12 protein-coding genes are annotated in these 12,715 nt (G+C 63.5%); 6 read left to right on the top strand and 6 right to left on the bottom strand.

The window, feature by feature from the left end; genetic code table 11:
• Nucleotides 1-111 precede the first annotated feature (111 nt).
• Complete coding sequence (guaD, locus tag TRIHO_RS10755) at nt 112-1,419, bottom strand: guanine deaminase (protein ID WP_068243069.1); 1,308 nt, start codon at nt 1,417-1,419, stop codon at nt 112-114.
• A gap of 122 nt (nt 1,420-1,541) precedes the next feature.
• Entirely contained in the window at nt 1,542-2,795 is a 1,254-nt protein-coding gene (locus TRIHO_RS10750) for a urate hydroxylase PuuD (RefSeq protein ID WP_068243066.1), read from the bottom strand.
• 110 nt (nt 2,796-2,905) lie between these two features.
• Between TRIHO_RS10750 and TRIHO_RS10745 the strand changes: the two genes are divergently transcribed.
• Complete coding sequence (locus TRIHO_RS10745; RefSeq protein ID WP_068243064.1) at nt 2,906-3,820, top strand: LysR family transcriptional regulator; 915 nt, start codon at nt 2,906-2,908, stop codon at nt 3,818-3,820.
• Nucleotides 3,821-3,884: 64 nt separating this feature from the next.
• On the opposite strand, the gene uraH is transcribed toward TRIHO_RS10745, so the two are convergent.
• Nucleotides 3,885-4,238 carry a hydroxyisourate hydrolase gene (uraH, locus tag TRIHO_RS10740; RefSeq protein WP_068243089.1) on the bottom strand — a complete coding sequence of 118 codons (354 nt, stop codon included), beginning with the start codon at nt 4,236-4,238 and terminating at the stop codon, nt 3,885-3,887.
• Between the two features lie 206 nt (nt 4,239-4,444).
• Here uraH and puuE point away from each other — a divergent pair, with 206 nt between their 5' ends.
• From puuE to TRIHO_RS10725, 3 genes are all read left to right on the top strand, one after another.
• Nucleotides 4,445-5,860, top strand: coding sequence for an allantoinase PuuE (puuE, locus tag TRIHO_RS10735; protein WP_068243061.1), 1,416 nt, complete (start codon nt 4,445-4,447; stop codon nt 5,858-5,860).
• Entirely contained in the window at nt 5,857-6,351 is a 495-nt protein-coding gene (locus tag TRIHO_RS10730; protein ID WP_068243058.1) for an ureidoglycolate lyase, read from the top strand. Before puuE ends, TRIHO_RS10730 begins: the two co-directional genes overlap by 4 nt.
• A gap of 73 nt (nt 6,352-6,424) precedes the next feature.
• Nucleotides 6,425-7,831: a uracil-xanthine permease family protein gene (locus TRIHO_RS10725; RefSeq protein ID WP_068243055.1), complete on the top strand. Its 1,407-nt coding sequence runs from the start codon at nt 6,425-6,427 to the stop codon at nt 7,829-7,831.
• An 88-nt stretch (nt 7,832-7,919) separates the two neighbouring features.
• Here the strand turns inward: TRIHO_RS10725 and TRIHO_RS10720 are convergent, their stop codons facing one another.
• Nucleotides 7,920-8,750: a bifunctional allantoicase/(S)-ureidoglycine aminohydrolase gene (locus tag TRIHO_RS10720; RefSeq protein ID WP_068243053.1), complete on the bottom strand. Its 831-nt coding sequence runs from the start codon at nt 8,748-8,750 to the stop codon at nt 7,920-7,922.
• A 194-nt stretch (nt 8,751-8,944) separates the two neighbouring features.
• Here TRIHO_RS10720 and TRIHO_RS10715 point away from each other — a divergent pair, with 194 nt between their 5' ends.
• Nucleotides 8,945-10,210: a glycerate kinase type-2 family protein gene (locus TRIHO_RS10715; RefSeq protein ID WP_068243050.1), complete on the top strand. Its 1,266-nt coding sequence runs from the start codon at nt 8,945-8,947 to the stop codon at nt 10,208-10,210.
• 16 nt (nt 10,211-10,226) lie between these two features.
• On the opposite strand, the gene hpaR is transcribed toward TRIHO_RS10715, so the two are convergent.
• A complete protein-coding gene (gene hpaR / locus TRIHO_RS10710) occupies nt 10,227-10,661 on the bottom strand; it encodes a homoprotocatechuate degradation operon regulator HpaR (RefSeq protein WP_068243048.1) in 435 nt (144 codons plus the stop codon).
• Nucleotides 10,662-10,802: 141 nt separating this feature from the next.
• On the opposite strand from hpaR, the gene TRIHO_RS10705 reads away from it, so the two are divergent.
• A complete protein-coding gene (locus tag TRIHO_RS10705; RefSeq protein WP_068243046.1) occupies nt 10,803-12,215 on the top strand; it encodes a pyridoxal phosphate-dependent decarboxylase family protein in 1,413 nt (470 codons plus the stop codon).
• Nucleotides 12,216-12,281: 66 nt separating this feature from the next.
• On the opposite strand, the gene TRIHO_RS10700 is transcribed toward TRIHO_RS10705, so the two are convergent.
• Nucleotides 12,282-12,614 (bottom strand): hypothetical protein, encoded by a 333-nt coding sequence (locus TRIHO_RS10700; protein ID WP_068243043.1) that lies wholly within the window; start codon nt 12,612-12,614, stop codon nt 12,282-12,284.
• Nucleotides 12,615-12,715: the final 101 nt, after the last annotated feature.

Below are 12,715 nucleotides of genomic sequence, written 5' to 3'. Positions count from 1 at the left end.
AGGAATCAAACCCGACCCGCGCAGCCACCCGCCAGAACGAGTCATCGAAAACCAAAAAAGGCGCGGAGCATCCTGCTCCGCGCCCGGCACTTCCGGATCCACGCTGTGCTGTCAGGCTGGTTTGGGCTTGGCGGGCTGACCGGCCACATAGACTTCGGCCACCGCGCGGTCATCGCCGAGGACCTGCAAGACGAACAGCTCTTCTGTCAGGGTTGTTGCCGCTTCCATCCGCAGGGCCATCGCCGGGGTGGCGGCCGCGTTCATCACCACGATGTCCGCCTCGGTGCCGGGATCCAGCGTGCCGATGCGATGGGTCTCGCCCAGGATCTCGGCATTGCCACGCGTGATCCAGTGAAAGGCACGCAAGGGGTGCAGGGGCTGGTTCTGCAATTGCAGCACCTTGTAGCCCTCGTTCAAGGTTTGCAGCATCGAATAGCTGGTGCCGGCCCCGATGTCCGTTGCAATGCCACTGGCGACGCCCCGTGCCCGCAGGCCCCCCTCGTCAAACAAGCCACTGCCGAGAAACAGGTTCGAAGTGGGACAGAACACCGGCTTGCCCCCCGTTTCGGCCAAAAGCGCGATTTCGCGCGGCTCCAGATGGATCGCGTGCCCCAGCAGGGTCTTTGCGCCCACAAGACCATAGTGTTCGTAGATCCCCAGGTAATCCGCCGCCTCCGGATACAGGCTCAGCGTATATGCGATCTCGTCCCGGTTTTCCGACAGATGGGTCTGCACAAAGGCATCGGGATATTCCTTTGCCAACGCGCCTGCCGCCTCCAGCTGCGCCGGGGTCGAGGTGATCGCGAAACGCGGCGAGATGGCATAAGAGGCCCGACCCCTGCCATGCCAGCGCTCCAGCAGGGCCTTGCTGTCGTCATACCCCAGTTGCGCATTGTCCCGCAGGCCGTCGGGGGCATTGCGATCCATCATCACCTTGCCGCCGATCATCCGCATGTTGCGACGCGCCGCTTCGGTGAAATAAGCCTCGATCGAGGTGGGATGCACCGAACAGAAGGCCGCCGCCGTGGTGGTGCCATGGCTCAGCAGCAGGTCGAAGAACGCACCGGCCATCCGCGCTGCATGCGCCGGGCTGGCAAATTGCGTCTCGGCCGGAAAGGTATAGGTGTTCAGCCAGTCCAGCAGCTGTTCGCCCCAGGAGGCCACAACCTGCACCTGCGGGAAATGCAGATGCAAATCAATGAACCCCGGCATCAGCAGATGCGGGCGATGATCGACAACCCGCGCCTCCGGCCTCCGGTGGCACAGCTCCGAATAGGCACCCTGCGCGACGATCATCCCATCCTGGATCAGGATCGCGCCATCCTCGATATAGCAAAAGGCCGCCGTGTCCTCGGGCCCGGCGGGCTCAGCGCGGAAGTTCAGCGTCCGGCCACGCAGAAGGGTTGCGGAAGAGGACATCGGTCACCTTTCTATCGGTTCTATTGGTCAGATGGCGCCCTGGACCGCACCGCTTTGGCCGGCTCCCAGGAGGGGCATGTCTCAAGACGGTCTCTGCAGGCAGTTGGGTCAGGCCGGCGCGGTCATTGCCCGGCAAGGAACAGAGGCAGGTTTTTCGCCCCATCGGCGTACCACTTGCGGATCAGCCGGCGCTCCGCATCCTCCATGAAGGTCACATTGGCAGGTGGCATCGCATGGGTCACGCCGGCATGCAGATAGATCTGTCGCGCCGCTTTAGCCACATCCGCCTCGGTTTCCAGCAGGACGGTCTTTGGCGCTCGCCGGATCCCCTCATAGAACGGCTCGCGCGCATGGCACATGGCACAGCGCCCCGGCACCACAGTCATGATCTCGTCGAAATGGTCAGAGGACGCAAAGGCCTGTTCGGTCGCGGTCAGCGTGCGGGCCTCGGACTCCTCATAGCTGTCCTGGCTCAACGGCGCCTGGCTCAGCGCCATGATCGCGATGAACAGCAGCACCGTCACCAGCCAGGTCCAGGTCGGATTGCCCGCCCGCGCGTGGCGCGTGTTGAAATAGTGCCGGATCGTCACCCCCATCAGGAAAACCAGCGCCGCAATGATCCAGTTGTACTGGGTGGCAAAGGCCAGCGGATAGTGGTTCGACAACATCAGGAAGATGACCGGCAAGGTCAGATAGTTGTTATGGGTCGACCGCAGCTTGGCGATCTTGCCGTATTTCGGATCTGCCGGACGGCCAGCCTTCAGATCGGCCACCACGATGCGCTGGTTCGGCATGATGATGAAAAACACATTCGCCGTCATGATGGTGGCGGTAAACGCCCCCAGATGCAGCAGCACGGCCCGACCGGTAAAGACCTGATTGTAGGCCCAGCCCATGATCACCAGCAGCACGAACAGCAGCACCATCAATACGGTCGGCCGCTCGCCCAGCGCCGATTTGCACAGATAGTCATAGATCAGCCAGCCGACAGCCAATGACGCGGCAGAGATCGCGATGCCCTGCCAGAGCGCCAGATCCGCCTTGGCCGCATCAATAAGGTAAAGCTCGCCCCCCGCCCAATAGACGATCATCAGCAGCGCCGCGCCCGACAGCCAGGTCGAATAGCTCTCCCATTTGAACCAGATCAGATGCTCCGGCATCCGCTCCGGCGCCACCAGGTATTTCTGGATATGGTAGAAGCCCCCGCCATGGACCTGCCACTCCTCACCATCGGCCGGCCCCGCGATATTGCGGTTCAGACCAAGATCCAGCGCGATAAAGTAAAAGGAAGACCCGATCCAGGCCATCGCGGTAATGACATGCAGCCAGCGGACGGCAAACCCCAGCCAGTCCCACATGATCACGATCTCTTCCATGATACCTCCTTACTTCATCTCGCCCAGACCCTAGGCGACAGGGGTATTTTCCTGTATCTGGGAAAAATTCCAAGCTCTTTCAAACGTATCCTGACAATGAACCGCGCAACATGGCCTATTTGAACAATATCCGAACGTTCGTCCGCGTCTACGAACTTGGCAACATGTCTGCGGCGGCCCGCGACATGCGGATTTCTGCGGCCGTTGCCTCCTCCCGCATCTCCCAGCTGGAGGACCACCTCAAGGTGCGCCTGTTCCAGCGCACCACCCGCCTGCTGCATCCCACCGAACAGGGGCAGCTCTTTTACCGTGGCGCGGTCAAGATCCTCGAAGCGGTGGAAGAGGCCGAGGCGGATATCTCCAACGTCACCCAGACGCCGCGCGGCACCCTCTATGTGGCCGCGCCGCTCGGGCTGGGCCAGCGTCTGATCGCGCCCGCCGTGCCGCAGTTCAAGGCCGCCTACCCGCTGATCAACATCCGCCTGCGCCTGTCGGATCGCAAACTCGACCTCGCGGCCGAGGGGCTGGACGCGGCTTTTTTCCTCGGCCTGCCGGAGGATTCAAACCTCAAGATCCGCAAAATCACCGACTGCCCGCGCATCCTCTGCGCCGCCCCCGCCTATATCGCCGCACGCGGCCTGCCTGCCAGCAGCGCCGAGCTGACCTCGGATGCCCATGACTGCCTCAACCTGCGCTACCCCGGCGCGCCGGAATTCCAATGGCCGCTGCACGGCCCCGACGGCCTGCGCCGGATCGCCGTCACCGGCCCTTTTGAATCCGATCATGGCGATGTGCTGACCCAATGGGCGCTCGACGGCCATGGCATCATCCTCAAACCACTGTTCGAAGTGGCCGACCACCTCGCCGCCGGTCGCCTGCAACCGGTCCTGCCCCAGGAACCCCCCGCGACCATCCAGCTGGCCTGCCTCTATATGCATCGCCGCCACCAGGACCCCAAGGTCCGCCTGTTCATCGACTTCATGGTCGACCATATCCTCGCCAGCCTGCCCGACGGCAGCGCCTGACCGCGGTAACGAGAAGCCACGCCCCCCTTCATCTTTTCCCAAATACCTCCGCCGGAGGCATCCGTCAGCTGCCCCGATAGGTGGAGTAGCCAAAGGGCGATACCAACAGCGGCACATGATAATGGCTCTCGCCCTCACTGATGCCGAAGCGGATCGGGATCGCGTCCAGAAACAGCGGGTCTTCCGCCTGGCCACTCGCCCGCAGATAGTCCCCCGTAAAAAAGATCAGCTCATAGGTCCCGGTCTTGAAACTCTTGGCAGGCAGGATCGGGCTGTCGGTGCGGCCATCCGCATTGGTCACCGCCTCGGCGATTTTCCGGTGGGAATTGCCGCTCACCCGGTAGAGCGCGATGCGGATGCCCTCGGCCGGGCAGCCCCGCGCTGTGTCCAGCACATGTGTCGTCAGATAGCCAGTCATTTCAATCCTCTCCTTCGCCGTCAGATCCAGGTCCATTGACAGCGACCGCCTGATGCGTGTCAGCTGCATTTGTCAGCATATTGCGCGCCCGATGCCCGTGATGCACGCAGAAGCGACAAACAACACTTTCAAAAATTGTGGTAAAGCCACTTTGCCGCATCCTTCGTATAACATGTGAACAGACACAGACTTCGGAGATCCCAAGAGTGACACGCTATCCCCGAGACATGCGTGGATATGGGGCACATGGCCCCCATCCAGAATGGCCCAACGCCGCAAAAATCGCCGTCCAGTTCGTGCTGAACTACGAAGAAGGCGGCGAAAACTGTATCCTGCATGGCGATGCCGCCTCCGAGGCCTTTCTTTCCGATATTCCCGGTGCCGCCCAATGGCAGGGCCAGCGCCACTGGAACATGGAATCGATCTATGAATACGGCGCCCGTGCCGGCTTCTGGCGTCTGCACCGCCTGTTCACCGGCGCCGGCATACCGCTGACCATCTACGGCGTCGCCACCGCGCTTGCCCGCAGCCCCGAACAGCTGCAGGCGATGAAGGACGCCGATTGGGAGATCGCCTCCCACGGGCTCAAATGGGTCGAACACAAGGACATGCCAGAGGCGGAAGAGCGCGCCTCGATTGCCGAGGCCATCCGCCTCCATACCGAAGTCGTCGGCAGCCGCCCGCGCGGCTGGTACACGGGCCGTTGCAGCGCCAATACCGTCCGTCTGGTGGCCGAGGAAGGTGGCTTTGACTATATCTCCGACACCTATGATGACGATCTGCCCTATTGGCTGGAGGTCGACGCGCGCGACCAGCTGATCATTCCCTATACGCTCGAAGCCAACGACATGCGCTTTGCCACCGCGCCGGGCTGGGTCACCGGGGCGGACTTTGGCGACTACCTCACCGACGCCTTTGATACGCTTTATGCCGAGGGCAGCGCCGGGAGCCCGAAGATGATGACCATCGGTCTGCATTGCCGGCTGGTTGGCCGTCCGGGCAAGATCGCCGCGCTCAAGCGCTTCATCGACCATATCCAGCGCCACGAGGGCGTCTGGTGCCCGCGCCGTCTCGACATCGCCGAACACTGGGCCAGCCATCACCCGCATCAGCGCCACCCCCGGCCCAGCCAGATGGACCGCGACACATTCGTCGCCACCTACGGCGGTATTTTTGAACATTCCCCCTGGATTGCCGACCGCGCCTTTGATCTGGAGCTTGGCCCGGCCCATGACTGCGCCGCTGGCGTGCACAACGCGCTGTGCCGGATGTTCCGCAGCGCCACCGACGAGGAGCGCCTTGGTGTGCTCACCGCCCACCCGGATCTGGCGGGCAAGCTGGCCGCCGCTGGCCGCCTCACCGCCGAAAGCACCACCGAACAGGCCAGTGCCGGGCTTGATCTGCTGACCGATGCGGAACGCGCAACCTTCACCGAGATGAACACGGCCTATGTCAAAAAGCACGGGTTTCCCTTCATCATCGCGGTGCGCGACAACAACAAGGCCTCTATCCTGGCCGCCTTCCAGCGCCGCATCGACAATGACCGTGCCACAGAATTCGCCGAGGCCTGCCGCCAGGTTGAACGGATCGCCCAGTTCCGGCTGGCGGATCTTTTCCCATGACACGCGCGCTGATCGCCCGCCCGCTGACCGCCACGGGCTTCGCGCCGTTTGGCGACGTGCTGGAGCCAAAGCCGCACCCGGACAAGATCATCAACCAGGGCAAATGTGGGCGCCACCACGATCTGGCGCAGGTCGATTTCGCCGACGGGCGGGCCGGCATCAGCCTGTTCGACGCCGAGGCCCGGACCCTGCCCTATACCGTCGAACTGGTCGAACGTCACCCGGAGGGCAGCCAGGCCTTTGTGCCGCTCAACGGCGTGGCGATGCTGGTGATCGTCGCCCCCGACGCGGGCGGACAGCCGGGCACGCCCTTGGCCTTCGTCAGCCAGCCGGGCCAGTCGGTCAACCTGCATCGCGGCACCTGGCACGGGGTGCTCGCGCCCCTCGGCGCGCCGGGGCAATACATTGTCATCGACCGGATCGGACCCGGCGACAATCTCGAAGAACACTGGTTCGAAGACCCGCCTGTGGTCACCGAAATCGCAGACTGACCCATTCACAAACCGGATCATCCTGACCAGACAAGAAGCCAGGAGATCCCGAAACCAACAGGGAACAGAAACATTGACTGACACTTCGATAGGGACGCCGGAACAGCTGCGGGATCCCGACTATATGCCACCGCTCGCCAAGGCCATTCCGCTGGGCATCCAGCATGTGCTGGCGATGTTTGTCTCCAACGTCACCCCTGCGATCATCATCGCCGGGGCGGCGGGCTTTGGCTTCGGCTCCAACTCGCCGGATTTCCCAGAGCTGTTGTACCTGATCCAGATGTCGATGCTCTTTGCCGGCATCGCGACGCTCTTGCAGACCATCTCGCTGGGTCCTGTCGGGGCGCGGCTGCCGATTGTGCAGGGCACATCTTTCGCCTTTCTGCCGATCATGATTCCGCTGGTCGCTGGCAAGGGCGTCGATGCGCTGGCCGCACTGTTTGGCGGCGTGCTGATCGGCGGGCTGTTCCACGCCTGCCTCGGCCTGTTCATTGGCAAGATCCGCTTTGCCCTGCCACCGCTGGTCACCGGGCTGGTGGTGACCATGATCGGGCTGGCGCTGGTCAAGGTCGGCATTCAATACGCAGCCGGCGGTGTGCCCGCCATTGGCACGCCGGAATATGGCTCGCTGCTGAACTGGTCTGCCGCCGTCGTCGTGATCCTCGTCACCCTGGGGCTGAAGTTCTTCACCCGTGGCATGCTCTCGGTCTCGGCCGTGCTGCTGGGGTTGATCGCGGGCTATATCTACGCGCTGATGGTCGGGATGCTGACCTTTGACGCCATCGCCGGTTCCTGGAGCCGCGCGGCCAGTTTTGCTCTGCCGCAGCCCTTCAAATACGGGTTCGAGTTCTCCCTCGCGGCGATCATCGGCTTCTGCCTGATGGCCTTTGTGTCGGCTGTCGAAACCGTTGGCGATGTCTCCGGCATCACCAAGGGCGGCGCCAAGCGCGAAGCAACCGATGCGGAAATCGAAGGCGCGACCTTTGCCGACGGGATCGGCTCCGCCGTGGCGGGGATCTTTGGCGGCTTGCCAAACACCTCCTTCAGCCAGAACGTCGGCCTGATCGCCATGACCGGCGTCATGAGCCGCCATGTGGTCACCTGCGGGGCGATCTTCCTGATCATCTGCGGCCTGATCCCAAAGGTGGGCGGCGTCATCCGGACCGTCCCGATCGAAGTGCTCGGCGGCGGCGTTATCGTCATGTTCGGCATGGTGGTCGCAGCCGGCGTGTCGATCCTGTCGGATGTGGACTGGAACCGCCGCAACATGGTGATCTTTGCGATCTCGCTCTCGGTTGGCCTCGGCCTGCAACTGGAGCCGGGCGCGCTGCAGCACGTTGCGGACACCCCGCGTATCCTGCTGACCAGCGGTCTGCTGCCCGCCGCCGTGATCTCCATCGCGCTGAACCTGCTGCTGCCCGAAGAGCTGACGGCGGAATCCACCGAAGAGGTCTCTGGCGGCATGGCCGGTCACAAGTAACCTCTGACGGACCTGCAACAGCACAAAAGGGCCGCATCACGCGGCCCTTTTTCATCAATCGCAGCCCGGTGGTCTTAGCCCGGCGGCCCTAGCGCAGCGGCGCCAGCGGCATATGGCGGTTCACATCTTTATAGAGCAGATAGCGGAACAGCCCCGGCCCGCCGGCATAGCAGGCCTGCGGGCAGAAGGCGCGCAGCCACATGTAATCGCCGGCCTCGACCTCGACCCAATCCTGGTTCAGCCGATAGACCGCCTTGCCCTCCAGCACGTACAATCCGTGCTCCATCACATGGGTCTCGGCAAAGGGGATCACCGCCCCCGGCTCAAAGGTCACCACGGTCACATGCATGTCATGGCGCAGGTCTTCGGGGTCAACGAACCGCGTGGTGGCCCATTTGCCATCGGTGCCCGGCATCGCCTTGGGCGCGACCTCCTGTTCGTTGGTGACAAAGGCCTCGGGCATGTCGATGCCCTCAACCGCCTGATAGGCCTTGCGGATCCAGTGGAACCGCACCGGCGCATCACTGGTGTTGGTCAGCTTCCAGGCCGCACTTGGTGGCAAAAAGGCATAGCCGCCTTCGGCCATCTCATGTTCGGCGCCGTCGATGGTCAGCACCATCTGGCCTTCGACCACGAACAATACCGCCTCGACGCCAGCCTCGGTTTCCGGGCGCTCCGATCCACCGCCAGGCTGCACCTCGGCGATGTAATGCGAAAACGTCTCGGCAAAGCCCGAGAGCGGCCGCGCGATGACCCAGAACCGGGACTTGCCCCAGAACGGCAAGAAGCTGGTCACGATGTCGCTGTTGGTTCCCTTGGGGATCACCGCATAGGCCTCGGTGAACATGGCGCGGTCCGTCAGCAATTGGGTTTGCGGCGGCAATCCCCCCTTGGGGGCGTAATAAGTCGGTTTTGTCATGGCGTGGCTTTCTGAAACGAATGCCCCAACCAAACCCTGCCTGCGGCCAAAGGCCAATCACAAAGACGTCCCGGAATGCAGAAAGGATCATATGGCCTAATTTGAAAGCCCCGCCGCCTTCGGCCATTGACCCCTTGGTCCGAAGCTCTCCAATATGGCGCCGAAGACGTACCCCAAAAACGGAAAGGCTGGGAATGACCACGCCGCTGACGGACACTGCCCTCGATCTATTTCACACCGCAATCGCGCGGGCCGACCCGGCCGCAGCGGTGGCGCAGCAGCTGGCGCGCGCCCCGCTGGCACCGCTGCCGACCGGTGGCCGCCGCATCGTGATCGCGGTGGGCAAGGCTGCCGTGCCGATGATGCGCGCGGCCCTGTCGCAGTTGCCACAGCCGCCAGCCGTCGCCCTGGCGATCACCAATCCCGAAAACCTGACCGAGCTGGCCGGGGCACAGGTCATTGCCGGCGCCCATCCGGTCCCGGACGCCTCCAGCGCCGCCGCCGGCCAGCAGGTTCTCGACAGCCTCGCCGATCTGCGCGCCGAGGATCAGGTGCTGATGCTGATCTCCGGCGGTGGCTCCGCCCTGATGGTCGCGCCTGCCCCCGGCGTCACCCTGGCGGACAAGGCCGCCGTGAACGAAATCCTTCTGGCCTCCGGGCTGGAGATCAACCGCATGAACCTCGTCCGCCAAGCGCTGTCGCGGCTCAAGGGGGGCGGCATCTGTCGCGCGGCGGCCCCCGCCCGCGTCACCGCGCTGATCCTGTCGGATGTGATCGGCGACGACCTGCGCGCCATTGCCTCCGGCCCGACCGTCAGCCCGCTTGGCGACCGCAAGGCCGCCGCCGCGCTGCTGCAAACCGAAGGGCTCTGGGACAAGCTCCCCGTCTCGGTCCAGCAGGCGCTGTCGGCGCCGGAACAGCAACAGGACACGCCCACGGCCGACAACATCCTGATCGGCTCCAACCGCTTCAGCCTGGATGCGATGGCAGAGCGGGCCCGCGCCTTAGGGTGGGAGGTCGCAAGTGTGGTGGATGACCTCACCGGCGATGTGGCCGACGCCGCCCAGCGCATTCTTGACACAACGGAGGCCGCCGCCTCTGCCCACCCGCAGGCGCTGTTGTTTGGCGGTGAAACCACCGTGCGTCTGGCCGGAACCGGGCGGGGGGGGCGCAATCAGGAACTGGCGCTGCGCATTGCCGAGGCCGCGGACCAGATCGACGGCGACTGGCTGTTCCTGTCCGGCGGCACCGATGGCCGCGATGGCCCGACAGAGGCGGCCGGCGGCATCGTCACGCCCCAGACCTGGGCCGACATTGCCGCCACCGGCGCCGATCCAAAGGCGCTGTTGTCCAATAACGACAGCAACGCGGCGCTGAAGGCGGCAGGGGCCCTGGTCACCATTGGCGGCACCGGCACCAATGTCGCGGATGTGCAGATTTTCCTGCGCCGCCCCGCCTGACCGCCCCCAAACCGGGTTAGATGTCCAGTTCGTGGAGATCGTTCAACAGGTCCAGCAGCGTTTCATAGCGCTCTGGCCCCATTTTCTCACGGGTGCGCTCTATCAATTCGAGGCTGGCGTCGATGTTTTCCTCGATCACCGTCAGACCGGCAGAGGTCAGGGTGACAACCTGACGCCGTCGGTCCGCCTCGTCCCGGACCCTGTCGATCAGGCCCTTTTCCTCGAGCTTTTGCAGAATACGCGTCAGGCTGGGCAGCAACAGACAGGCTTGGTCCGCAATCTGCGTCGGGTCGATCGGCCCGCCTTCCTGCACCACCCGCAGCACGCGCCATTGCTGTTCGGTCAGGTCTGCATCTGTCAAAAGATAGCGGATCGGGCCCATGATCCGTTCCCGCGCGCGCAACAGGGCAATGGGAAGGGACCGGTTCGTGGATGGCAAAGACTGTTTCATGCGCTCCTGTATCGCCCGCCCGGCGCCACTTGGCAACAACTTAGCAAAGTTAAGTATTTCGGCGACTGGCGTTGACAGGGTCGGTGAATTATACAACATGTTAAGCAAATGCGCGCGGGATGTCGCCCCAAGGAGGACCACATGAACTGGAATGACTTCGCAGGCTGGGGACGCAAGGTCGCCGACTGGGCCCAGGACTACCACCTGACCGTGGGCGACCGCCCGGTGCGCGCCCAGACCAAACCCGGCGATATGCTGAACGCCCTGCCCCAGACGCCGCCGGAACAGGGCGAAGGGATGGAGGCGATCTTTGCCGATTTCGAGGAAAAGGTGATGCCCGGCATCACCCATTGGCAGCACCCACGCTTTTTTGCCTATTTCGCCTCCAATGCCGCCGCGCCTTCGGTGCTGGCAGAGTTCCTGACCTCTGCCATCGCGCCGCAATGCATGCTCTGGCAGACCTCCCCCGCCGCCACCGAGATGGAAACCCGGATGATGGACTGGCTGCGCCAATCGCTTGGCCTGCCAGAGGATTTTCAGGGCGTCATTCAGGACAGCGCCTCCTCGGCCACGCTTGCCGCCGTGCTCACCATGCGGGAACGGGCGCTGAACTGGCAGGGCAACCAGCAGGGTCTGTCCGGCCTGCCCACCCTGCGCATCTATTGCTCCTCAGAGGTCCATACCTCGGTGGATCGGGCGATCTGGGTGGCCGGCATCGGACAGGCCAATCTGGTGCGCGTGCCGATCAAAGGCGACTGGCGCGGCATGGACCCCGCCGCGCTTGAGACCGCCATCCAGGCCGACAAAGCCGCCGGGCTGCAACCCGCAGGCGTGATCCTCTGTGTCGGCGGCACCGGCACCGGCGCCACCGATCCCATCGCCGACTGCATCACAATCGCGCAAAACCACGGGCTTTATACCCATGTGGATGCCGCCTGGGCGGGGTCCGCGATGATCTGCCCGGAGTTCCGCACCTATTGGCCCGGCATCGAGGGCGCCGACAGCATCGTGTTCAATCCGCATAAATGGCTCGGCGCGCAGTTCGACTGCTCCGCCCATTTTCTGCGCAACGCCGACGATCTGGTGCGCACCCTTGCTATCAGCCCGGAGTATCTGAAGACTCACGGCCATGATGGCATCATCAATTATTCAGAATGGTCGGTGCCGCTGGGGCGCCGGTTCCGCGCGCTGAAGATCTGGTTCCTGATCCGCACCTACGGCATCGAAGGATTGCGGCAGCGCATTCGCAATCACGTCGCATGGTCGCGTCAGCTGCACAGCGCGCTGACGGCCGAACCCGATTTTGAAGCCATCACGCCGCCGATGTGGTCGCTCTGGACCTTTCGCTACGCGCCCAAAGGGGCGACGGATCTCGACGCGTTAAACCTGGCGCTGGTCAATGCCATCAATGACGATGGCCGCATCTATCTGACCCAGACCCGGGTCGATGGCGCGCTGGTGATCCGCTTTCAGGCCGGGGCGTTTGAAACCACCGAGGCCGATGTCATGCTGGCCCATCAGGTCATCTGTGACATGGCACGAAACCTGACGTAATCCGCTGTGCCAGCCCAGACCCAGGCGCGTCATCCCGGTGGGGGAGGCGCCTGCGACGCGGCGCAGTCAGTGCATTTGCGGGTGACCGCCAAACCGTTTTTCCAGCTCGACCCGCGGATGACCCAATAGGCCAAAGGTGCAGATCTCAACCCGGCTCTGCAGATCCACCAACCGCAGCCGTCCGGCGCGCGGTGTCATGTCGAACCCTTTGCCGCGTAGCATTTCACGCAGGCTTGGCCAGCTATCGGCCTTGTTCAGCGGTTCAAACAGGCTGGCCCGCAACATCATCATCGTTTCGGAATCCAGCCGCTTGCGCATCTGTGCACAGGCCCAAGGGGTTTGCCCATAGGCCATATCCTCGGTTTCGCTGACGACGCTCTGTTTCTCATTGACTTTCATGATACACCCTCCGATCCACTCCATCCAAGAGTAGCTTGATCGGTGGCGAAAATGTGGCACCCATTGGATTGCAAGGTGACGCAATGGTACAGTTTTCCGGG

The sequence above is a fragment of the Tritonibacter horizontis genome (genome assembly GCF_001518015.1).
GTDB classification, from domain to species: domain Bacteria; phylum Pseudomonadota; class Alphaproteobacteria; order Rhodobacterales; family Rhodobacteraceae; genus Epibacterium; species Epibacterium horizontis.
Note: the sequence above shows the minus strand (reverse complement) of the source record. Positions and strands in the feature narration are given on the sequence as shown.